At 36.7% G+C, this 22,829-nt stretch carries 19 protein-coding genes; 16 read left to right on the forward strand and 3 right to left on the reverse strand.

Going from position 1 to position 22,829, the window contains the following annotated elements:
* Positions 1-27: 27 nt before the first annotated feature.
* Positions 28-831, forward strand: a complete 804-nt coding sequence (locus GQF63_RS16425; protein ID WP_212592621.1) for a hypothetical protein — start codon at positions 28-30, stop codon at positions 829-831.
* A 23-nt stretch (positions 832-854) separates the two neighbouring features.
* The gene (locus tag GQF63_RS16430) at positions 855-1,394 is read left to right on the forward strand and encodes a hypothetical protein (protein ID WP_160370333.1); all 540 of its coding nucleotides are present in this window, start codon (positions 855-857) and stop codon (positions 1,392-1,394) included.
* Positions 1,395-1,721: 327 nt separating this feature from the next.
* On the opposite strand, the gene GQF63_RS16435 is transcribed toward GQF63_RS16430, so the two are convergent.
* A complete protein-coding gene (locus GQF63_RS16435) occupies positions 1,722-2,408 on the reverse strand; it encodes a potassium channel family protein (protein ID WP_160370334.1) in 687 nt (228 codons plus the stop codon).
* Positions 2,409-2,412: 4 nt separating this feature from the next.
* Positions 2,413-3,789, reverse strand: a complete 1,377-nt coding sequence (locus GQF63_RS16440) for a TrkH family potassium uptake protein (RefSeq protein ID WP_212592622.1) — start codon at positions 3,787-3,789, stop codon at positions 2,413-2,415.
* A gap of 166 nt (positions 3,790-3,955) precedes the next feature.
* Between GQF63_RS16440 and GQF63_RS16445 the strand changes: the two genes are divergently transcribed.
* From GQF63_RS16445 to GQF63_RS16480, 9 genes are all read left to right on the forward strand, one after another.
* The gene (locus GQF63_RS16445) at positions 3,956-4,945 is read left to right on the forward strand and encodes an NAD(P)H-dependent glycerol-3-phosphate dehydrogenase (protein WP_160370336.1); all 990 of its coding nucleotides are present in this window, start codon (positions 3,956-3,958) and stop codon (positions 4,943-4,945) included.
* Positions 4,945-5,742 carry an HAD-IIB family hydrolase gene (locus tag GQF63_RS19710; RefSeq protein WP_212592623.1) on the forward strand — a complete coding sequence of 266 codons (798 nt, stop codon included), beginning with the start codon at positions 4,945-4,947 and terminating at the stop codon, positions 5,740-5,742. The genes GQF63_RS16445 and GQF63_RS19710 overlap by 1 nt, the downstream gene beginning before the upstream one ends.
* A gap of 6 nt (positions 5,743-5,748) precedes the next feature.
* On the forward strand, positions 5,749-7,197 hold the full coding sequence (locus tag GQF63_RS19715; protein WP_212592624.1) for a trehalose-6-phosphate synthase: 1,449 nt from the start codon (positions 5,749-5,751) through the stop codon (positions 7,195-7,197).
* Positions 7,198-7,208: 11 nt separating this feature from the next.
* A complete protein-coding gene (locus GQF63_RS16455) occupies positions 7,209-8,054 on the forward strand; it encodes a mechanosensitive ion channel family protein (RefSeq protein WP_160370337.1) in 846 nt (281 codons plus the stop codon).
* A 1,874-nt stretch (positions 8,055-9,928) separates the two neighbouring features.
* Positions 9,929-11,209 carry a replication-associated recombination protein A gene (locus GQF63_RS16460; RefSeq protein WP_160370338.1) on the forward strand — a complete coding sequence of 427 codons (1,281 nt, stop codon included), beginning with the start codon at positions 9,929-9,931 and terminating at the stop codon, positions 11,207-11,209.
* A 24-nt stretch (positions 11,210-11,233) separates the two neighbouring features.
* Complete coding sequence (locus tag GQF63_RS16465) at positions 11,234-11,758, forward strand: exonuclease domain-containing protein (protein WP_160370339.1); 525 nt, start codon at positions 11,234-11,236, stop codon at positions 11,756-11,758.
* 2 nt (positions 11,759-11,760) lie between these two features.
* Positions 11,761-12,750, forward strand: a complete 990-nt coding sequence (locus GQF63_RS16470; RefSeq protein ID WP_160370340.1) for a mannose-1-phosphate guanylyltransferase — start codon at positions 11,761-11,763, stop codon at positions 12,748-12,750.
* A 122-nt stretch (positions 12,751-12,872) separates the two neighbouring features.
* Positions 12,873-13,664, forward strand: coding sequence for a tyrosine-protein phosphatase (locus GQF63_RS16475; protein ID WP_160370341.1), 792 nt, complete (start codon positions 12,873-12,875; stop codon positions 13,662-13,664).
* A gap of 30 nt (positions 13,665-13,694) precedes the next feature.
* Entirely contained in the window at positions 13,695-14,246 is a 552-nt protein-coding gene (locus GQF63_RS16480) for a heme oxygenase-like domain-containing protein (protein WP_160370342.1), read from the forward strand.
* On the opposite strand, the gene GQF63_RS16485 is transcribed toward GQF63_RS16480, so the two are convergent.
* The gene (locus tag GQF63_RS16485; protein WP_160370343.1) at positions 14,243-16,426 is read right to left on the reverse strand and encodes an ATP-binding protein; all 2,184 of its coding nucleotides are present in this window, start codon (positions 16,424-16,426) and stop codon (positions 14,243-14,245) included. The genes GQF63_RS16480 and GQF63_RS16485 overlap by 4 nt on opposite strands.
* Positions 16,427-17,492: 1,066 nt before the next feature.
* Between GQF63_RS16485 and rfbB the strand changes: the two genes are divergently transcribed.
* The 5 genes from rfbB to GQF63_RS16510 all read left to right on the forward strand — a co-directional run bounded on the left by rfbB (position 17,493) and on the right by GQF63_RS16510 (position 22,651).
* Complete coding sequence (rfbB, locus tag GQF63_RS16490; protein WP_160370344.1) at positions 17,493-18,545, forward strand: dTDP-glucose 4,6-dehydratase; 1,053 nt, start codon at positions 17,493-17,495, stop codon at positions 18,543-18,545.
* A gap of 15 nt (positions 18,546-18,560) precedes the next feature.
* Positions 18,561-19,109, forward strand: coding sequence for a dTDP-4-dehydrorhamnose 3,5-epimerase (gene rfbC / locus GQF63_RS16495; protein ID WP_160370345.1), 549 nt, complete (start codon positions 18,561-18,563; stop codon positions 19,107-19,109).
* 3 nt (positions 19,110-19,112) lie between these two features.
* Positions 19,113-19,982, forward strand: coding sequence for a dTDP-4-dehydrorhamnose reductase (rfbD, locus tag GQF63_RS16500; RefSeq protein WP_160370346.1), 870 nt, complete (start codon positions 19,113-19,115; stop codon positions 19,980-19,982).
* A gap of 28 nt (positions 19,983-20,010) precedes the next feature.
* The gene (rfbA, locus tag GQF63_RS16505) at positions 20,011-20,886 is read left to right on the forward strand and encodes a glucose-1-phosphate thymidylyltransferase RfbA (protein WP_160370347.1); all 876 of its coding nucleotides are present in this window, start codon (positions 20,011-20,013) and stop codon (positions 20,884-20,886) included.
* A 214-nt stretch (positions 20,887-21,100) separates the two neighbouring features.
* Positions 21,101-22,651: a hypothetical protein gene (locus GQF63_RS16510; RefSeq protein ID WP_160370348.1), complete on the forward strand. Its 1,551-nt coding sequence runs from the start codon at positions 21,101-21,103 to the stop codon at positions 22,649-22,651.
* Positions 22,652-22,829: the final 178 nt, after the last annotated feature.

Below are 22,829 nucleotides of genomic sequence, written 5' to 3' on the forward strand. Positions count from 1 at the left end.
ACTATTATAAACATTAAAAAAGAAACTATGAAAACAAAAATGCTGAAAGTAGTATGTATCTGTTTGATAACGTTAGCTTCAACCTCCTGTTCGAAAAATAATGACTGTGATCCTGAGGACGAGGACAGTCCTTGCTATGCAGGCCCATTTGGGAATAGTAAACAATTGTTGATTGAAGAAAAGACAAATGGAAAGACAGAGATGAGATTTGAATACAACGACCGGAATTTGGTGTCCGTGAGGTTTGTACATGGTGTAGATGGAAATGTAACAAGAGAGGATTTCACCTATAATGGAGACATTCCTATTAAAGTGGAGCGCAGGTCAAATGGCCAGCTTGTCATGAGTGAGGAATACTTGTATGATAACAGTAAAAAGCCCACCTCTGCAATTCAAAAGAATAATAAGGGGGAGAACCTTTCAAATATTAGGTATACCTATTCGGGCAACAATGTGACTGAAGCTTTATTTGATAGAGAAGGCAAATCAATAGGGGTAAATACCTATACGTTCGACAATACGGGTAAAAATATAATTAAACAGGTCCTCAACCTTCAGAATATTAGCCTGGTGACTATTGAATATAGCGATTATGACGAGAAGCCTTGTCGTTATACCAATTACCCTTGGGCATGGAAAGTAGGCTCTGTGAATAATGCGAGATCCCAATCTTTGACCTCTCAGGTTGAAGGAGGCGTCGTAGCAACAAGAAATGATCGTTGGAAGTATACCTACAATGGCTCGGGATATCCGGTTAAGGCTGAGGTTTATGACAAAAAAACAGATGCACTTATAGAAATCCGTGAATTTACCTATAGACCTGCCAAATAGTTTAAATCTAAAATCAATATAAAATGAAAAGAACAATTTTCTTAATTATGGGGGTGCTCATTACAACCTTTAGTTATGCACAACAGTTTCAGAAAGGAACAACAGTAGTAAATGCTGGAATCGGGTTAGGAACCGCTCTCGGTGGCTTGGGAAAAGCACGTCCCGCTATCAGCTTATCTTTGGACCGTGGAGTATGGCCAGTTGGAGGCCCCGGAGTTATTAGCCTTGGGGGGTATCTGGGAAATACAGGTTATAAATATTCGAGTGGAGGATATACGGCCAAATGGAATTATTTCATCGTTGGAGCAAGAGGAGCATACCACTACAATGGCTTTTCATCAGTACCGAAGCTTGATGTATATGGCGGCGCAATGCTAGGATATAATATCGTAAATTACTCTTCTGATGGTAATGACGTTGATATCTCTAATTCTTATGGAAGTGGAATAGGCTTTTCTGGATTTTTGGGCGGGAGATGGTTCTTCACAGAACGGATTGGTGCCTATGCTGAATTGGGGTATGGCGTTTCCGTCCTGAATGCAGGATTGGCAATTAAGTTTTAGAAAAGAAATCTTTGAAGAAGGTTTTATTATATGGGAATTATATTAGAAAATATGGAGGTTTAAAACAGGAATGTTTTTAGTATCCCTTTAATTTTTTTCTGTAAATAATAAAGGAATAGTAAACAACAGTTTTATATTCCTTTATTATCATATTAAAAATATTAAAAGTATACACTAAGAGAAATGCTATTTTTTAGAAATGCATTTGGATTGAATATGCCTAAGCTTTAAAAGCTAGCTGTTATCTGGTAAGAAAATGTTAAAAATATATTTCTAGGTTTAAAAGGAGGGCTGCAGAACCTTGTAGAGGAAAACATAGATAGTTAATTAATTTTTTAGAAAAGCTTTAATATTCTGGTTGTCGCCATAGATTACAATAATTTCACCTTCTTGCAATACAGTATCAGGTTTCGGAATTCCATGTAGAACTGTGGTAACAATCCTACTTTTTCCGATAAGAGATTCCCGTTCTGTTTTTTTGAGAATAGTCAATACTAGAATTTCATAGCGTTCTCGGAATCCAATTTGTTGTATGGTTAATCCTATGTGTTTTTTGGGAATTATAGCTTCCACAATGCTATAGTTAGGATTTAATTCAAAGGAATCGACTAAGCCGCTAAGACAGAGTTTCTTAGACCAGCGTTCTGCGGTTTCTTCTTCGGGATGAACTATTTCGGAAACTCCTATTGCATTGAGCACTTTCTCATGTAAACTGTTGACCGCGCGGCTAATTAGTCGTTTTACTTCAGCTTCTTTACATAGCGCGGTCACCATAATGTTCGCCCCTTCGTTTTCCCCAATGGCCACAATGACTACGTCTGTGTTTTTCAAAGGAAGGGAATTAAAGGCAATAGGATCGGAAGCGTCGATAGAAATCGTGTGCGTAATGTGTTCCTTAAGGGCAGTGATGCGTTCATGTTTGATGTCTACACCAATAACTTCGTTTCCCTGGGCTGTGAGTTTTATAGCTAGCGAGGCGCCAAAATTTCCAAGTCCTATGATAATAAATTTCATATAATTAATTTATGGTTAGTTCTTCCTTTGCGTACCGATAATTTGTAAACTTTACTTTTTTGAACAGTGCGATCATTATTGACAGCATCGTGACCCTTCCAATAAACATTAAAGCAATCAATATAACTTTACTCGCAGTAGAAAGTTTAAATGTTATTCCCAATGTAAGTCCCACTGTGCTGTAGGCTGAGAAGCATTCAAACGCAATTTGTAGTAGACTGAACTCTTTCTCGAATACGCTGATGAGCAAAATGCATAATCCGATAATAAATAAAGAGAGAGTCATTGTGGCAAATGCACGTTTTATGGTAATTTCTGCAATTTCTCGTCTGAATATTTCCAATCTTTCTTTTCCACGGACCAAACTGAGAATGTTGAATACCGCTACTGCAAATGTACTAGTCTTAATTCCCCCACCTGTTGAATTCGGAGAGGCGCCTATCCACATTAAAAAGATAATAAAAAGAATGCTATGTACTTGTAGGTGTGCAAAATCTATACTATTATACCCAGCAGTCCGTGGAGTACTAGCTGTAAATAATGCGGTTACCCATTGTCCAAATGTTCCATGTTCGTTGAATGCTCCTTGACTTTCAAAGAGCCAAAGCAATACCGTAGCGAACAATGTGATGCTCAGTGTTGTTATTAAGTTGATCTTACTATTAATGTTGATTACCCATGGTTTGTGCGTAAATTGATTTTCTGTATATCGTTTTATAATTCTATTGATCAAATGCTTCAGGTAACGAATTAGGTTAATTACAATTGGGAAACCCAGACCGCCCAGGATAAATAATGCAATTATGATTAACTGAAAAGGGTAATTGAAAAGGACGGACTTTTCTGCTAGTCCAAGAGGTAAAGTTGAGAATCCAGCATTACAAAAGGATGATATCGAGTGGAATAAACAAAAGAAGAGATGTTGTCCAAATCCCAAATGTCTGAATTCGGGTGTACATAGATAAATTAATAGCGTGCCAGCAGCCTCAATCGAAAAGGATATGAGGATGATACGCTTTAGGAGTAGGAAGACCTCACCCAATTTTTCCGAATTCACCATATCTTTACTCGCCAGTTGGTTTTCGTAGGAGGTACCGCCTTTAAAAAAATAGGCGAAATAGGAGGCAAACGTCAATATGCCTAATCCTCCGAGCTGGATAAGTAACATAATGATTAATTTACCTAGTGGAGTAAATGCGGAGGCCGTGTCAACCACAATTAGTCCAGTGACACATACCGCACTTGTTGCTGTAAAGAGCGCATCAATCCAAGAGATAGGTACGGTATTTGACATAGGTAGGTATAACAGTAAGGTCCCTAGTAGAATTAGCAAAATAAAACTCCCAGCAAAAAGCTGGGCCGGGTTGTAGAATCTCTTCAAATCTCTTCGGTTTTTTCAAAGTTATAAAATCGTGCTGAATTCTCTAAAGCGCTTTCAATTATAGGTGAATTTGCTTATTAGTTTATTTTTACCTATCTTTGTTGCTCATTAATTATATAACAGCAGAATTCGAACCTATATTCTGCAAAAAAAAATCCCCCAAAGTTTGATTGAAGTAAGTGTTGTTGGTGGTGGAAGTTGGGCTACTGCTTTAGTAAAAATATTAACCGAAAATAAGATCCCAACGAATTGGTATCTGAGAAGAAATGAGCAGGTCAAGCATATCAAAGAAAAAGGAAGTAATCCTAGTTATCTTCCGCAAGTGCGTCTTAATCCTTTATTTATTTTTCCCAGCGATAATCTGTTGGAAGTGATTGAGCGGGGGCAGATTGTCATTTTTGCCGTTCCTAGCGCAGCGATACAAGCGGTTTGTAATGAGCTTGACAGTTCTCTTTTTACAAATAAAATGGTTTTATCCGCGATGAAAGGAACTGTTGGCGCGAATAATGAAGTTCCGAGCAGTTTTATAAGCAGAATATTGAATATACCAGCGACTCAAATCGCGACAATTGCTGGACCATGTCATTCGGAAGAGATTGCAGCAAGCAAACTAACCTACCTAAGCTTGTCTTGTACAAACCAGGATACGGTCGATAGGTTAAGCGTTTTATTTAGAAGACCATACATCAAAGTTTGTGGTAACGACGACCCAATGGGAGTTGGCTATGCCTCTATCTATAAAAATGTATTGGGCATCGCTAGTGGTATGGCCACAGGTTTAGGGTATGGAGATAACTTCATGGCTGTACTTGTTAGCAATGCTTTGTTCGAAATGCAAAATATCTTAGCATCGACACCCGCTGAGCAAAGAGAAATGTTAAATTCTACTTACGCTGGTGATTTGTTGGTTACGGGATATTCGAATAACAGTCGAAATCGTCGTTTTGGCGAATTAATAGCCCAAGGGCACTCGGCGGAAATAGCAGTGAATAAATTAGGGATGGTCGCTGAAGGCTATCATGCAACTCAAGGACTTTTTGGTTATGCGAATGAAAAGGAATTGAATCTACCTATTTTGACCACTGTCTATCGAATACTTTTTGGAAAAGAATCAATAGAAACAGGGTTTAAAAAATTGGAGGAAAAATTAATATAATGTTATTAGCTACAGATTTAGATGGGACATTCTTAGGCGGAACAATGGATGATCGCCTAAAGCTCTACCAGATTATTAAAGAAAATAAGGTTATTCAATTGGTTTTTGTAACCGGAAGAGGACTAGAATCGGTCATTCCGCTGTTAAATGATCCTACGATTCCAATGCCGCAATATATAATTGCGGATGTAGGCGCAACGGTATGTGACGGTGCCACACTCACTGCAATTGACGAGATCCAGCATGAGATTGAACGTAATTGGCCATCGGTATATGAACTTCAGGAAGCATTTTCAGCGGTTCCCAGTTTGGTGTATCAAGGTGTTCCTCAGCAACGTCGTTGTTCGTATTACTACGATGAAAATACCAATCTAGCTAAGGTGCACGCTATTGCAGAACAAAAAGGTTGTGATGTGATTACCTCTGTGGATAAATATTTGGATATTCTTCCTAAGGGGGTGAATAAAGGAAGTACACTGAAAAAGTTAGTAGCTCATTTGGAGGTCACCGCTGGCGAAGTGTTAGTCGCAGGAGATACATTAAATGACCTTTCATTGTTTCAAACCGGATATCAAGGTGTTGCCGTAGGGCAGTCCGAAATTGCTCTCCTAGAGGCGACTGAAGGTCTTTCGAATGTATATCAGGCAGATCGTTTAGGGGCGGGGGGCATAATTGAAAGTATGGAGACCTACGAAAGCTTTGCTCCCTACCTGAATAATTTTACGGAAGAACCACTACCTCAGCAGTCTTCTAAGGAGCGACAGCTAGTAATGGTTTACCATCGGCTTCCTTACTAACGTGTTATGGACGACGGTAAGATTAAGCAAGTTCCTCCGCAAAGCCCCAATGGTATTATTCCTTCTTTATTAGGGCTTTTTGAAAAGGGTAGACCGGGCATTTGGATTGGTGAGGAAGTTGATTTAGGGAATGGAGATAAGGATATGAGGCAAAAAGTTGATGTCGATAAATTTCCTAACCTTGATGTTTCGGCTATCTCACTTTCCCAAAAAGACATTGATAAATTTTATAGAGTATTCTCTAAGGAGGCATTTTGGCCGACAATTTTTTCTTTTGTCGATAAGGCAAAATTTAATCATCTGGATTGGCAACATTATTTAAAAATTAATAAGCTATTTGCGGCACGGATAGCACGGGAGGCCGAACCGGAAGCGTTAGTTTGGATTCACGAATATAATCTTTGGATGGTTCCTTCATTCTTGAAAATGATGCGCCCGGATCTCAAAATCGGCTTTTTCCACCATACAGCTTTTCCTGCGGCGGATATTTTTAATACTATTCCGTGGCGACGGGAGATTATAGGAAGCTTGTTAATGTGTGATTTTATTAGTTTTCATATCCCAAGGTATGTTGAAAATTTTATTGATGTGTTGCGCAGTCACACTCCGTTTGAGCGCCTGAAAACAGTCAATGTATCTAAACACTTTCTTACCTATAGTATGGCTCTAGGTGTCGAAGAGATGACCAAAATGATTTCTGTGGAAGGACGAACGATTCGATTGGGGGCACAACCAGTTGGCGTTAATTATGAGTTGATTGATAGTTTGATAGCTAAAAAAGAGATCGCACAGCGAATCGAAACATACAGAGTGGAGGCAGCCCGTAAAGATATGAAACGTATTGTATCTATCGAAAGAATGGACTACGTGAAGGGGCCGTTAGAAAAGGTATTGGCGTTCGGGGAATTTTTGAAGGAATACCCAGAATTTCGGGGCAAGGTCGAACTAATTAACGTCTGTACTCCACCATCGAAGGGTATGCGTATTTATGATAAAATCAGGGATCAAGTTAATCAGGCTGTGAGAGAAATCAATGGTAAGTACGCTACTTTGGATTGGACTCCAATACAATATTTCTTCCAAGCACTCCCCTTTGAAGAGGTTCTTATTCAATATGCGCTGGCCGATGTCGCATGGATTACGCCGCTACGCGATGGACTTAATCTGGTTTCCAAAGAGTTTGTGGCAACACAAGGCATCTTGAACCAGTCTGGTGTATTAGTGCTTTCGGAATTTGCTGGCGCATCGGTCGAACTACCGTATTGTGTTCCAACAAATCCATATGATCGCCGGAGCATGATTGAATCTTTACATCAAGCTCTTACCATGCAAGGAGATGAGGCACGTTTGCGAATCAAAAGGTCCCTAGAACAAATTAAATATTATGACATTCATTATTGGGGGGAGGATTTTGTCAGAGAACTGGAGGAGAGTAATTTCACTAACGAAGTATAAAATAAAAACACATGAAAGTAGAACAATTGGAAAACGTAGAAGGGAAAATCGAGAAATTTATTGATAGCGCTATTGCATATGCTCCCATATTAATCAGTTCATTGGTGTCAGCAGCACTGGTACTATTCCTGGGACTATGGTTGATTCGTATAGTTCGAAAACTAGTGGATCGGATCTTTGTAAAAAGAGATATTGAACCGAGTATTCGGACATTTCTTGGTAACTTGATTAATTGGATTCTAAAAGTAATGCTCTTTATTGTGGTCGTTAGCCAATTGGGGGTGCAAACTTCCACGTTTATCGCGGTGATTGGTGCGGCCGGCTTAGCAATAGGCATGTCTTTACAAGGGTCATTGTCTAATTTTGCTGGCGGGGTATTGATTTTACTATTCAAACCATTTCGAGTAGGTGACTATATATCCTCTTCTACGGGGGTAGATGGTACGGTTAAAATTATCGATATTTTTAATACCAAACTCGTGACACCGCAAAATCAATTGGTCATCATCCCTAATGGAGAGCTTTCGAACAGTAATATTACCAACTATACCGAACTGGGGGGCCGTAGAACTTGGTTTGATATCGGTATTTCGTATGATGCAGATCTGCGCATGGCCAAATCAATCTTACTGAAATGTATTAGTGATAATGAACATGCATTTTCGGAGCCCGCTCCTGAAGTGGTGGTGACGACTCTGGGTGATAGTTCAATTACTCTATCAATTCGAGTATCCACTAATAATGAAAATTTCTGGACTATGCAGGAGCAACTTCTTATTAGCTGTAAAGAAGCTCTTGATAATGCTGGTATTGAAATACCATTTCCGCAAATGGATTTCCATATTAAGAAGAATTGAAAAAATAATCTATAATTGACCATTAATACTTTTGGATGTCATTTTTCCCAATTTAGAAGGTTTATTCTACATAATTTAGACAGTTTTAACATTTGCCATAGAAAAAATTGATTTATGAAAATCTTATTATATTAACATCTTTAGATTATATTAAAATAAGATCTTAGTTTTTATATAATAAGATTCATTCTTATGAAAATGATGCTTATGTAATTAATTGCTAAATTATATTTAACTAATTTTTTTAAAAACTCACCTTGATTCCCTTCCCAAAACAGTGGATTAAAAGTTTTATTAAATCCTCTTGTACTTTGCCAATTTTTTGGAAGCAGATTTAAAAACATCCATATTATCAAATATTTCCTGTTAAATAAATCAATAATTAGCTGATTTAGATTTTAACCACTAAATCTTTCTATAAGCTGACGAATGAGATAAATTAGGAGGGATTATGAATTTTTATTAACCTTCCACACAGATATTAATTAAACTTTCAATCATCAATAATCAAATTTATATATTTATGATGTGAAGATTAATCCTTATGTGAAGTGCGTAGGTAATAAGGACAAATACAATTGCCACTACTGCTATTAACGTTGCTAATAATGCCTTTCTATTAATCTATAAAATTAATATTTGGGAATTATCTTTGAAATCTAGGATATAGTCAATAGTGTAGACTAATATTAGTATGGTTATAATAGTGATTAAAAAAATTACTACTTCATTATCGTCACCCTCAAATAAATCATTCTTTTTCATAAAATAAGAGCTAGCTAAATTAAAACAACAATTCGGGTGCCTCCAAAAAAATGATATTCCAATAGCACCTAATATGTAAATGCATTCTCCTCTTTTAGTTAATGAAAAAAGCAAGTTTGGCAATTATAAATTTTCAAAAACTTTCTAATGATTTTCTAACATTCCCAAGGAAAAATCACAACTATCAAACTAAAAATAAGTGTCAGATTTTCTCAATCAGAACCCTTCATATTAAAAAGCAATCGATATTAAAAAAATAGCAAGGTCCCCGATTAATTAATCAGATACCTTGCTAAAAGTGTTGTATGTCTATTATTAAAAGGATTTAATATTTAAATATATGATTTTATTATTAAAAATAGTTGTTTAATGATAATGTTTTTCAGTTGTATACTTTCAGAAAGTAAATTTCAAAACAAACCGATGTTATAAAAGATGATTTGGAGAAATAATAGCTACTTTTGAGAGAACGCTAAGAATTTTAATATTCAAAAAAGCCTGATAAATACTCACCAGGCCTTTCAAAATATATATCCAATTTTTCTGAGATTAATAAGTGATGTAATACCCCGTATCTATTTAAGGTAAGATGGTAGGAGACTTATAATATTCAGTAATTTTAAGCTAGAATAAATTTAACAAATCAATATTCATTTATCAAATTAAAATTAAAAAAAGCATCTATACTAGATAGATGCTCTCACTTTTAAATTACATATTAACTTCATATCCTAAACAAGATCAATCACTTTTGGTTTTATTTTTTTTATCGATTTTCTTTAATCAATAAAAGCAAAATATATCGACTAATAATTTACTGCCATATAAATGTGTTTTTAGTTTCTTTATTCAGTTCCACAATCTTAAGTGGTTTGTAGTGAATTGTTCTTGAAGTCGAAATTTTTTGTTTAAGCAAATTTTACAGATATAACAATTTATAAAATTAGGGCGATAAATTATAATTAGGGTTAGAGAGAAGCCATTAAGCAAATACTAAATATTCATTTATTAATCATCAACTTTGAAAATTATTTATGGATTGTGGTTTAACATTATATGCATCTGGGAAACCATTGCCGATGCCATTAAAAATCTCTAGCTTTGTTTATATGAGTACAAGAATTCCCTTAGCAGAGCGAATGCGCCCTAAATCCATAACAGATTATGTAGGGCAAAAACACATCATTGCCGAGGGAGCAGTTTTAAACAATGCCTTGAAACAAAAGGCAATACCTTCCATGATTTTTTGGGGGCCCCCGGGAGTTGGCAAAACTACCCTGGCCCTATTGATCGCCAAGGCCATCGATCGTCCTTTTTATAACTTAAGTGCGATTCAATCCGGTGTGAAAGAGGTGCGGGAAGTAATTGAGAAGGCCGAGCAGATGCGGCAATTCAATCAGGAACAGCCCATTTTATTTATTGATGAGATTCACCGTTTTTCAAAATCACAGCAAGATTCCCTATTAGGGGCAGTGGAGCGTGGCACAGTGACACTCATTGGTGCCACCACGGAAAATCCTTCTTTTGAAGTGATATCGGCCTTGTTATCGCGATGTCAAGTATATGTGCTACAGGAATTAAGTAAGGAGGACCTGATTAGCATCGTGGATAAAGCATTGGCAGAAGATGAGTTTTTAAAGGGCGAAAAAATCGACCTTCAAGAGTATGAGGCCTTGTTGCAACTTTCTTCTGGAGATGCCCGCAAGCTATTGAATATTTTGGAATTGGTGACCCAGGCCGCAATCCAACAACAGCAGCCCATTACCAATGCATTTGTGGCTCAACATGTGCAGCAAAATAGAATTCGATATGATAAATCTGGCGATCAGCATTACGATGTTATATCAGCCTTTATTAAGTCGATTCGAGGATCTGACCCGAATGCCGCTGTGTATTGGTTGGCACGTATGATTGAAGGGGGAGAGGATCCGAAATTTATTGCCCGCAGGTTGCTGATTTCGGCGTCCGAAGATATTGGTAATGCGAATCCGAATGCTTTATTGCTGGCGAATAATTGTTTTCAAGCAGTAAATGTAATTGGTTGGCCAGAATCGCGGATTATTCTTGCACAAACGGTGACTTACTTAGCCAGTTCGGCAAAAAGTAATGCCGCTTATGAAGCGATAAATAAAGCACAGGAGCTGGTGAAACGGACCGGAAATTTATCCATACCTATTCATTTACGGAATGCACCAACGAAATTAATGAAGGAATTGGATTATGGCACGGATTATAAATATGCGCATGCTTATCCGGGTAATTTTGTAGATCAGGAATACATGCCGGCAGAACTTTCCGGCGTTAAATTATACGAACCAGGGAGGAATGCTGCGGAAGAGAAGCTCCGCCTTTCCCTACGCGAGCATTGGAAAGAGAAATATAGCTATTAATTTATTTGTGTACTTTTGCCCACTATGTCAAAAACATTTACAAGTATAGATTTCGAATTGGCCACTGCCGCATATAGCAGTGTTTGTGCTGTAGGCATCGTAAATGTTGTCGATGGAATAATTAGCAATGAATTTTATAGTTTAGTAAGACCACCAGATAATAAATATATGTGGCAAACCTCAAGGGTGCACGGCATTAAGCCGAAGCATACCGAGTCCGCGCCTTCCTTTGTCGATTTATTCCCGCAGATCAATGCCCTTTTAGCAGAACAGCATATGGTGGCGCATGATGAACTCTTAGACCGTTCGGTGCTGAAGGAAACCATGAAATTCTACAACCTTCCTTATGGCGATTTAAAACTGCCGCAGATGTGGGATTGTACAAGTAAAATATATCGTGCACTAGGCTTTCAGCGCACCAAGCTGAGTATCTGTTGTGAGATTATGGGCGTATCCCTGCAACATCACGATGCCTTATCGGATGCCCGGGCAACTGCAGAGTTGTATTTAAAGGTAGATGAAGTAAAAAGTAATTTAAAAATCGGTTAATCATGAGTAAAATAATAAATGTGGTTTTGTCAGGAGGTGTAGGTTCAAGATTATGGCCTTTATCGAGAAGGGCCAAGCCTAAACAATACCTGCCGATTTTCGAAGGTAAAACCTTATTTGAATTAACCGTAGAGCGCAATCAACCCTTGGTGTCTAAAGTGACCCTAGTGGGGTCGATTCAAAATAAAGACTTAGCAGAGCCTTATTTAAAAGGATTAAATAGTGATATTATCGCTGAAGCAGCACCTAGAAATACAGCAGCAGCTATTGCTTTCGCAGCATTTCATGCTGAACCAGACGATATTTTAATCGTAACACCGTCCGATCACCTAATCGAAGGTGAAGCAAGCTATCAGGAGGCGATTAACCAGGGGATCGTTTTTGCTCAGGAAGGCTTTATCGCCACCTTTGGAATTGTTCCAACACGTCCGGAAACGGGATATGGCTATATTGAGCATGATGGCAATACGGTATTGGCATTTCGCGAGAAACCAAATCAGGAAACCGCGCGTGAGTTTTTGAAAAAAGGGAGCTTTCTCTGGAACTCGGGGATCTTCTGTTTTAAGGCTGGTGTTTTCCTGGAGGAGCTTATGCGTTTTGAACCGAAGCTTTATACGGCTGCCGAAAAAGCTTTTGAATTTGCGCATGATTTGGTACTGGATGAAGAACATTCCCTGCAGATCCCATCAAAGAGTATTGACTACGCCGTTCTCGAGCGTAGTGAGCTGATAAAGGTAGTTCCGGCACGCTTTCAATGGTCTGATATGGGGGCTTTTGACTCCTTGTTTGCTTATTTGAAGGAAAAAGGATACCCCGTTGATGAAAATGGCAACATTGTTGTAGGTACGAATAAGCATACGGTTTTTGTAGGCCTTTCAAATTGCATGTTAATCAATACAGAGGATGCAGTTTTGGTCTTAGACAGAAATCGTGCGCAAGATGTAAAACAGGTATACGAATTATTAGAAAAAGAAAATTCTCCTTTAGTTTAGTTTTTTTTGCTGTAGCGTTTATTTTACAATTCACGTATTCTATTTACGGAAACTTAAAGTTAATTTAACAAAAGACTTAAGTTTGTACGCTTTTACATCCAATATAACAACACTGGAACGCTATGGGATTTTGGAATAATTTATTCGGAGGAGACAAAAAGAAAGAAAGATCGTATCATAACAAATTGGCTTGGATGAGTTGGGATATCCATAATCATCTCCTGCCAGGAATCGATGATGGATGTCAAGATACCAATCAATCATTAGAATTGATTGCAGGCCTAAAAGATTTAGGAATTCACCGCTCTATTTCAACACCACACATTATGCATGGAGTGCATGATAATACCCCTGAATCAATAAAGGGAGCATTTGCTCAGCTTCAAGCTGCACTAAAACAGGGGGATGTTGATTTTGAACTAAAATTCTCCGCTGAGTATATGATTGATGATCAGCTCGATCATTTGATTCAAGAAGATCAGCTTTGTAGCATGCCTAATAACTATGTGCTGATCGAGATGTCTTACCTTGCGGAATCAAAAGCATTGTTTAGCATTATCAAGAGTTTGCAGGAGAAGGGCTTTCAGCCAATATTAGCGCATCCTGAACGCTATAATTACTACCACAACAATTTCAAGATTTTCGAAGATATTAAAAATGCAGGCTGTATGTTGCAACTAAACTTGCTTTCCATCAGTAAATATTATGGTGAACATGTGAAAACAGCAGCATTAACATTGATTAGGGCAGGGATGTATGATTTTGTAGGCACCGATATGCACCATACTAGACACCTGGAAGCATTAAAAGGCTTGGTGACAAAATACGATGTTCGGGAGCTGTTAAAGGAATGTCCTATTCGCAATGCAACGATGTTCGAAAAAAATCATGACCATGAAAAAAAAATTGCCTAAGGATTGTTAAATAGTTTGATGTAAATATTCATGTTAAAGTATTATCAGTTCTTAAAAGATCATTCAAAGGATGCCCATATCAGTAGCGAGAAAGTTATTATTAACCAAATAAAATCAATAAAGGATAAAGAAGCTTATTTAATTTTTTTAAATAAGTTCCGAGCCTTCTTTGAATATGTGGAGAAGTCGACCGCAGATTATTTGGAATCTGAAGACCTAGGATGTTCTTTTGAAAAAAGTTCAGCGAATATAAAAGACGATATTTTAGCATTAGGGGGAAGTAGCTCCATTGAAATTTCTCACCAATTCCCGAAAATAAATAATTCCTTAGAGGCTTTAATTGGCCAATATATATTACAAGGGTCTTCATTTGGCAAATCGCACATTGGTAAAATGCTACAGAAAACTGGTGTAATTTCCTCTTCTCATTATTTTAATGATCAGATAACGACGAACATGCAAAATTGGCCTAAATTTATTGAGTTTTTAGACAGTAAGATGGACAATGGTAATCACTTAGTTGCAGTTGAATTTTCGAATAAAATGTTTTTATCACTCCAGAGATTATTTCAAGAAAATTAAACGGGAAACAAAAGTTTAACAACAGTGCCTTCGTTTAATTTACTCTTTATAGTAATATCTATCCCTAACTTATCTGTTATCCTTTTTACGATAGCCATTCCGACACCCGAGCCTTCAAATGCTTGGGCATTTGACATACGCTTAAAAATTTCATAAATAGACTCTAGTTCCTGCTTATCTATACCGATGCCATTATCTTCGATAAGGTACAATACACCGTTATCAGTTTGGTGAGATTCGATTACTACCAATGATTGCTCGACGCTGGATGAATATTTTATGGCATTGGAAATTAAATTTAGAAATAACTGATACAGTAAAATTTTTTCACCTTGTACCGGTAATAGATTATTTATACGGACCTGGAGATTGTTTGACCCAAACCTGTGTCTATTAATTTCCACAATCTCTGGAATGAAATCTTCAGGTTCAACAATCTCTTTTAAGTAATTGAAGCTACTGGCTTTAGAAAATTGATGGATTTTATCTAACATATTTAGAATGATATTTACGGATTCTAAAATGTTTTTTGTCATCTTGCTTAATATTTCAGGTTTTAGATCCTGCCGATACTGAATAAATTCAGTGGATACTTTAATAGCAGATAATGGATTTTTTAGGTCATGGCTTATCGTATAGGCATATGTATCCAACGCATTGTTGGTTTCAATTAACTGTTTATTTAGCGATTCTATTTCGCTTGATTTTTGTAGCAAGGATTCCCGAAGAATTTCTCTTATTCTATGTATAAAGTGGCGCTCCTTAGTATTCCAAATAGAGGAAGTGCCATGCACTATATTTTTCCATTTAGAAAAGGAAGTCCGAGGAGAAGGCTGAAGTATTCCATTTTCTTTTATATAGTTTTTTTCAGGTTTTCCAGCCCACACCTTTTCAAAAACAATTTCTCCTCTAAAAAAAAGGATATAAAAACCTGATTGACTATCAATTTCTACGAATGAGATTCCTGCGATTTTTTTGTCAAAAGCTTCGTATATTTCCGAATAGCTAGAAAGGGAATGTGTTATAAAAAGTCCTTCACTCGCCCATCCTTTTAATAGCTGTAGTTGCGACCGTAAAACTTCTTTTCCCGGATGCAATCCTTCCATATAAATAGTATTATCATACACTATGGCCATGCCATCGGAGGCTAATAAGCGCATCAAAGTAGGGGCGAAAGATTTTAATTCCGGAAATATATACGGTTTTAGTAATATCTTTTCTTTTAACAGGAGCTCCAGCTTCTGAACTTCTTGTAAGTATTTTAATTTACTAGCGTCCTTTAATTGTTGGAATTTATTATTTGTAAAATTGATCGCTAACAAGCAAAAATCCCGGATCTTCAAATCGATATGCATGGGTTCTTGATGCTGGCAGCAAACCAAGCCCCATAATTCGCCCTCAATGATAATCGAAAAGCTAATACTAGAACGGAACCCTCCATTTTTTAGATATTGTAAGTGGATAGGGGAAAGCCTTCTTATAGATACTTCACTGAGGTCTATATCTTGGCTTTGGAGTCCTAAGATAGATGAGCCCTCACTGATACAGTCCACAACAAAACGGCAATGCTTAAAGCGATATAGAGCCCTTGCTTGCTGAGGAATGTCAAATTCTGGATAATTAAGCCCTAAATAAGAATCTAATTCCGGCGATCTTAAAGTCTCAGCGATTACTTTGCCACTTTTGTCTTCATTGAATTGATAGACCATGACCCGATCTACGTCCAATTGTTTAGATAGGATATTGGATAACAATGTCCAAGGGTCATTCTTGGCCGTTTGAATTTCTAGAATCTTTTGATTTAAAATGCGATTCAAATTGATGTTTTGGGGCATTCCTATTTCAAATTCCATGAATATACGGTCATCGGAAGCGTAAGCATTAAGGTAAAATTCGTTATTTCCGATTTTTAATATGTCAGAAAATTCCTGAAATTCAATTCTTCCATGTTCATGCTTCACCGGGCTTGGATCAAAACCATGGTATGTCAAATGGCGCTCAAAAAATTCTGAATAATGGATTCCTATCAAATGATTAGGATCTATATTACCTATGAAATCTTCGATATTATCACTATAGGCTTCTAAATTTCCAGAACTGCTGAAAATTAGTAGAAATCCTATATTCTGAACTTTACCAAGAAAACCAATTTTTTCATCCTCACATTTTATCTCTTTCATTGCTAACAGTTTAGAGAATTACTTTTCGGTCTAGGTAAGGGAAGACAAAAAACATTCTATAACATGCAAAATAAGAAGAAAATCTTGATTGCAAAGTTTAAATTTTCAGAACCGATTTAATTCAATTAACATGCGAATAAAAACAAGGACCAAAAAAATTATAATGTAAAAACAGTTAAATAAAAATTGTAGTTATAAACGACCTTCTTTTATTATTTCAGGAGGTAATAGCGGTTCATAGGAAATAATTACCTTATGAGAGTACTTATTCCTAAATATTCAAAAATTTTAAAAGGTCGGGTTCATTTTTTACAGGAAATACAATAAAATAAGATTGTTATATTATTGTTGTTTTATAGCTTATAAATGTGTAACCATAATTGTGTTTAATAAATCGGTTAGGTCGAAAGTTGATTAATAAGTGACTTTTTATGTACAAATTTGGCTGTAATTTGGAACGAGAAATAGATCACCAGCTATATTGTCTAAATTATCACAATTCGTTTTATATTGTGATTTTTTTACTTTAATTCAAGGATTTAGCTTGTTTTAATACTAAATAATTGTGGCACTTATAAATTTCGGTGGAAGATAAATCAAGTGTTCCTCCGATAGTTTAGTATGTTATTTTTATCTTTGAAATAGGTACTAATGGATTGAATTAATGTTATAATAATATGAAAGAGCAGCAGAATGTAATCAAGCTTGTTATTTCCTTGTTTTTAGGAATGATCACTTTTATATTAGTTTGGGAATTTCTGGACTCCGTTGTTAAATAGGAAGACAACAACAGTTGGTTATTCCTCCAACAACAAACTCACCATTAAATGAATGTATTAATGTTAATGGATCACTTTTCTAAATAATTTTAAGTAGGCTTGTTATTAATTTAGCTGTTCTGAACCATTTCTAGGATTGCCAATAAAAATAAAATACGTTCTATAATCTTTTTCGTTAGATTTTTTTTAAGCTTCACTAGAGGAATTGTTTTCAGTGAAAATGTTAATAAGCCTTTTGAAGGCTTTATTTAAATTTCCAATGACTTAAAAATTTGTATTTTTGACCTATGAATCATTGTTTATTGATTACCGGAGGAGCTGGATTCATTGGGTCCCATGTAGTTCGGCATTTTGTCCTAAATTATCCTAAGTACCAAATTATTAATCTTGATGCACTCACATATGCTGGAAATTTAGAGAACCTCGTTGATGTTCAAGACGCCCCAAATTACACTTTTATCAAAGGAGATATCACAGATCGATCTATTCTTCAAGAAATATTTTCTGCGTACAATCCCTCCGCCGTTATCCATTTAGCCGCTGAATCGCATGTGGATAGATCGATAACAGATCCATTAGGCTTTGTTCATACCAATGTTCTAGGGACGGTTAATCTCCTAGAATCTGCTCGAGAGAATTGGAAAGAACATTTTCAGGGCAAACTCTTCTATCATATATCAACTGATGAAGTCTTCGGGTCATTAGGAGCTCAAGGACTCTTTACCGAGGCTTCAAAATATGATCCCCACTCCCCGTATTCAGCTTCAAAAGCATCTTCTGATCATTTTGTTCGCGCCTATTCTGATACATATGGATTGCCGATTGTGATTAGTAATTGTTCTAATAATTACGGTCCAAATCATTTCCCTGAAAAATTAATCCCATTATGTATTACGAATATTTTAGCGGGTAAATCTATACCAATTTATGGTGATGGTAAATATACTCGCGATTGGCTTTACGTAAAGGATCATGCCAGGGCAATTGATTTAATTTTTCATCGTGGTAAAAGGGGTGAATCATATAATATAGGTGGTTTTAATGAGTGGCAGAATATAGATCTGGTACGAGAGCTTTGTAAACAAATGGATGAGAAATTAGGCAAGAAGACCGGAACCTCAGCGAAATTGATCAATTTTGTTAAGGATAGGCCTGGTCACGATCTTCGATATGCTATTGATGCTACTAAGCTGCATAAAGAGTTAGGCTGGAATCCTACCGTCACCTTTCAGCAGGGACTATCAGAAACTATTGATTGGTATTTAACCAATCCAGAGTGGTTGTCACAAGTTACTTCAGGAGCTTATCAAAAATACTATAAGAACCATTACCAACAGTAGAGGGTTAAGATATCTATGAAATTAATAGAAACAGAATTAAAAGGTTGTTTTATAGTCGAACCTAAGGTATTTGGCGATAGTCGAGGCTATTTTTTTGAATCTTTTAATGAGAAGAAATTCCAAGCTGAAATTGGCCAATCCATTCACTTCATTCAGGATAACCAATCTTTTTCCAGTTATGGTGTCTTGCGTGGGCTTCATGCCCAGCGAGGGAATTCCGCGCAGGCTAAACTAGTTCGTGTGCTGCAAGGTGAAATCTTAGATGTGGCTGTGGACGTTCGGAAAGGATCAGCAAGCTTTGGAATGCATATTTCGGTCAAACTCACCGCAGAAAACAAAAAGCAATTATTTGTGCCTAGAGGCTTTTTGCATGGGTTTGTGGTCTTATCGGAAACAGCTGAGGTCTTTTATAAATGCGATAATGGCTATGACAAGGAAGCAGAAGTCGGCGCCAGATTTGATGATCCGGCATTTGGCATTGACTGGAAACTGCCAAAAGAGGCACTTATTATTTCGGAAAAAGATGAACTTCATCCTCCTTTTACCGCTGAAAACTGGTTCTAAAAGATGAATGGCAATAAACGCGTCGTAATAACAGGAGCAACAGGGCAACTCGGACAAGCTTTAAAAGAACGTGCTGAAGGCATCCCTGGTTTTGAGTTTATCTTTTTAGATCGGCAAGAACTTCCATTAGAAAACCTGGAGCAGGTGGTTCGCTCGTTAAAAAGCCTGCAGCCACATGTTTTGATAAATACAGCAGCCTATACCGCAGTAGATTTGGCTGAAGTAGAAATTGAGCTTGCCGAGCGTGTGAATCATTTGGCTGTCAGGGAAATGGCTGCCTATGCTGCGCAATACGATTGCAAATTTATGAGTATATCTACCGATTATGTCTTTGATGGCAGCTCTTCCTTTCCCTTAGATGAAAACCAACCTACTGCGCCAGTCAACGTTTATGGACGTAGTAAATTAAATGGTGAAAAGGCGGCTTTTGAAGTGAACGCTCAAAGTATAATTATTCGTACGTCGTGGGTCTATTCCCCTTTTGGGAAAAATTTTGTTAATACTATGTTGCAATTGATGCGCACAAAGGATGAAATATCGGTTGTAAGCGATCAGCATGGGAGCCCCACAAATGCCTTTGATCTGGCAGACCTCTTGCTAAATATTATCGAAAAGGACCTGTGGATACCCGGTATTTATCATTATTCTAATGAAGGAGAAGCATCATGGTTTGATTTTGCTATAGCTATTAGGCAGTTAACACAACTCGACTGTAAGGTACTACCCGTTAATAGTGATGCCTTTCCGACCAAAGCAAAGCGGCCGAAAAACTCCTTGTTAGATAAATCAAAAATTAAGAGTACTTTTGATATCACAATCCCTCACTGGAAGGAAAGTCTAACAAAAATGTTAGAACAATACCCAGAATTGTGAGTGTCAGATTGACAATAGAAGCTATAAAATGAAAGGAATAATTCTTGCTGGAGGCTCTGGAACTAGACTGCACCCATTAACACAGGTGGTGTCTAAACAATTGTTGCCTGTTTATGATAAGCCAATGATCTATTACCCGCTATCAGTTTTAATGATGGCCGGAATTCGGGAGATCTTGATTATTTCGACACCGCAAGACTTACCTAATTTTATTCGATTATTAGGAGATGGAGTGCAGCTGGGGATTAGGATAAGCTATGCTGAGCAGCCTCATCCTGATGGATTAGCTCAGGCATTTATAATTGGAGAAGAATTTATTGAGGATGATGATGTATGCCTGATTCTTGGCGATAATATATTTTATGGTGCGGGACTACAAAGCCTTTTGATAGATGCTCGTAATATTGTAGAAAATGATAAAAAGGCTGTTATATTTGGTTATTATGTTGATGACCCTCAGCGTTACGGTGTTGCAGAATTCGATCAATCTGGTAAGGTATTAAATATTGAAGAAAAACCGCATACGCCAAAATCGAATTACGCTGTTGTTGGATTATATTTTTATCCAAATTCGGTTATTAATATCGCGCACCAAGTAATACCTTCAAAACGGGGTGAATTAGAAATTACTGAAGTGAATCAAGCGTATCTGGTAGAGGATAACCTTCATATGCAATTATTAGGTAGAGGCTTTGCTTGGCTTGATACGGGTACTCATGAGTCGCTCTCTGAAGCAACAGAGTTTATTAAGACTATTGAAAAAAGAACATCTTTAAAAGTTGGCTGCATCGAGGAGATCGCCTTTTCCAAAGGTTATGTAAAATCACAAGAGTTGATAAAAAGTATTGAAAATAAGAAATCTCCATATTATGACTACGTTAAAAAGATCATATCCCGAGCATAAATCCTAAATTTTTTGACTTATTGTGGTTTTTCATGTTATGCCTTTTCGACTCCTTTTTCCTTTTATATTTTCATGGTTCTTAATTTCTCCGATAAAGGCCCAAAACAATAATTCCTTTGTTAGTGTAATAAAGAATAAGAATAATACCGAAGCTTTTGAGTACATCCTAAATGCTCACCTAGATTATCGAGAGGATTCATTAAAAATTTCAGAGATGTTAAATCCCCTGTTGAAATTAGCAGAGGAAAAAAAATCTATAGAGCTTAAATGGCTCTATAACATAAAAATGGCAGATGCCTATTCTGTATATTATGATAATATAAACAATAAATCTCTATACTATTACCAGCAGGCTGACTCGCTAGTAAATGATAATCAGGAGCTCACTAACCTGTATATGGTAACCCAAATTAGGTGGGGCTATTATTATTACATTTATAGAAAAGTCAAGCAAGCCTTCCCCTATTTTTTAAAGGCCAGCGAATACAAAAACAGAATACCACCATCGAAAATTCCTTTGGTTGCAGATCATTTTAGCTACATGGCAAGCTTTTATAGCTACATTGGTGATCACGGTTCTTCCGTAGAATACCTCAAGCGCGCCATCCCCTATACAAGGGTTAATAGTCGCAAAAGGATAGATATGCTGAACTCAATAGGCGTATATCTTCGTAAAGACTCCATTCCAGATAAATCGGAAAGCTATTTTCTGCAAGCCTTAGAAGTTGCTGAACAGGCACGAGATTCGGTTTGGATTGGTATTATTTCTGGAAATATTTCAGAGTTTGAAAGAGATAGAGGTAACTTACAAAAGGCAATAGACTTGGTCTATAAAAACATATACCTAAGTGAAAAATTTGAAGAATATTTAGATGCAATGCGTGCTTATATAATTTTAGCACAGTATTATCTCGAAAAAAATGAACCCCGTGCAGCTAAGGCTTCACTATATAAGGCGCAAGGGTATATTGAAAACAAGCCCTATTTCCTTCCTTATAAAATGGATATTGCTAAGACAATGGCAGAGGTTGCCAAAGTTGAAGGAAATAAGCTAAAAGAGCTACACTACTTAAAGGACTATATTTCCTATCGGGATACCTTGTCGAAATCCATAAGTTTTGATAGGATGCAAAAAATCTACTGGCAATGGGAAAGTGAAAGGCATCAACAATCTATAATTCAGGCAGAACAGAAAAAAAACCAGCTAAAAGTCCAATACCAATTTATAGCGATATCGTTATTCTTGATTTTTGTAATTATAGTCCTCCTAATCAACAGGCTCCGAAATAAAGAAAAAATAAGATCGACCCTTCTGGAAAAAGATCAGTTGCAACTTGCATTTGAAAAAAATAAACTTGATAAGGAAATCCTTGTTCTCAAAGACTCCTTAGAAGAATTTACGGACACCATCAAATTTAATAACCAAACCATAGACCAGTTAAGGCAAGAATTGAATCAATCAGAAAAAATAGATCATGAATTTTATAACCAAATTAATGATAATTTGAATAGTATGCTTGATAGTCATATTATGACAGAAGATCGATGGACAAAATTCAAGTTAATATTTGATAGGGTTTATCCTGGCTATCTTGCAAGCCAAAAGGAAAGGTTTGAAAACTTATCAGATAACGACCTTCGATTATTAGCCTTAATAAAATTAGAATTGTCTAATAGAAATATGAGTGAACTATTGGGTGTCACGGTCGATGGAATTAAAAAAGCGAAGCAAAGGCTGAAAAAAAAACTAGAAACTGTTCATTAACCTAAACTATACTCAACCATTTCATTACACTACCCGGAAGGTAGCTCCCTCTGAAAAGCTATGTTTTAAAGCTGTTAGGGCACTAATATGCATTTGTCCACCCAATGTCCACCCCCCAGAACTTGACATGTTGTAACTAATACCTGTATATTTGGATGTCAACTTATTTCATTAAAAG

The sequence above is a fragment of the Sphingobacterium humi genome (assembly GCF_009768885.1).
Classification (GTDB): domain Bacteria; phylum Bacteroidota; class Bacteroidia; order Sphingobacteriales; family Sphingobacteriaceae; genus Sphingobacterium; species Sphingobacterium humi.

Excerpts from the sequence above, each read along its gene's own strand:
- GQF63_RS16480 (WP_160370342.1), top strand. The coding sequence starts at position 13,695 with ATGTTAAAGTATTATCAGTTCTTAAAAGATCATTCAAAGGATGCCCAT.
- GQF63_RS16460 (WP_160370338.1), top strand. The coding sequence starts at position 9,929 with ATGAGTACAAGAATTCCCTTAGCAGAGCGAATGCGCCCTAAATCCATA.
- GQF63_RS16465 (WP_160370339.1), top strand. The coding sequence starts at position 11,234 with ATGTCAAAAACATTTACAAGTATAGATTTCGAATTGGCCACTGCCGCA.
- GQF63_RS16510 (WP_160370348.1), top strand. The coding sequence starts at position 21,101 with ATGTTAAATCCCCTGTTGAAATTAGCAGAGGAAAAAAAATCTATAGAG.
- rfbD (WP_160370346.1), top strand. The coding sequence starts at position 19,113 with ATGAATGGCAATAAACGCGTCGTAATAACAGGAGCAACAGGGCAACTC.
- GQF63_RS19710 (WP_212592623.1), top strand. The coding sequence starts at position 4,945 with ATGTTATTAGCTACAGATTTAGATGGGACATTCTTAGGCGGAACAATG.
- GQF63_RS16485 (WP_160370343.1), bottom strand. The coding sequence starts at position 16,426 with ATGAAAGAGATAAAATGTGAGGATGAAAAAATTGGTTTTCTTGGTAAA.
- GQF63_RS16455 (WP_160370337.1), top strand. The coding sequence starts at position 7,209 with ATGAAAGTAGAACAATTGGAAAACGTAGAAGGGAAAATCGAGAAATTT.
- GQF63_RS16430 (WP_160370333.1), top strand. The coding sequence starts at position 855 with ATGAAAAGAACAATTTTCTTAATTATGGGGGTGCTCATTACAACCTTT.
- GQF63_RS16425 (WP_212592621.1), top strand. The coding sequence starts at position 28 with ATGAAAACAAAAATGCTGAAAGTAGTATGTATCTGTTTGATAACGTTA.
- GQF63_RS19715 (WP_212592624.1), top strand. The coding sequence starts at position 5,749 with ATGGACGACGGTAAGATTAAGCAAGTTCCTCCGCAAAGCCCCAATGGT.
- rfbB (WP_160370344.1), top strand. The coding sequence starts at position 17,493 with ATGAATCATTGTTTATTGATTACCGGAGGAGCTGGATTCATTGGGTCC.
- rfbA (WP_160370347.1), top strand. The coding sequence starts at position 20,011 with ATGAAAGGAATAATTCTTGCTGGAGGCTCTGGAACTAGACTGCACCCA.
- GQF63_RS16470 (WP_160370340.1), top strand. The coding sequence starts at position 11,761 with ATGAGTAAAATAATAAATGTGGTTTTGTCAGGAGGTGTAGGTTCAAGA.
- rfbC (WP_160370345.1), top strand. The coding sequence starts at position 18,561 with ATGAAATTAATAGAAACAGAATTAAAAGGTTGTTTTATAGTCGAACCT.
- GQF63_RS16475 (WP_160370341.1), top strand. The coding sequence starts at position 12,873 with ATGGGATTTTGGAATAATTTATTCGGAGGAGACAAAAAGAAAGAAAGA.
- GQF63_RS16435 (WP_160370334.1), bottom strand. The coding sequence starts at position 2,408 with ATGAAATTTATTATCATAGGACTTGGAAATTTTGGCGCCTCGCTAGCT.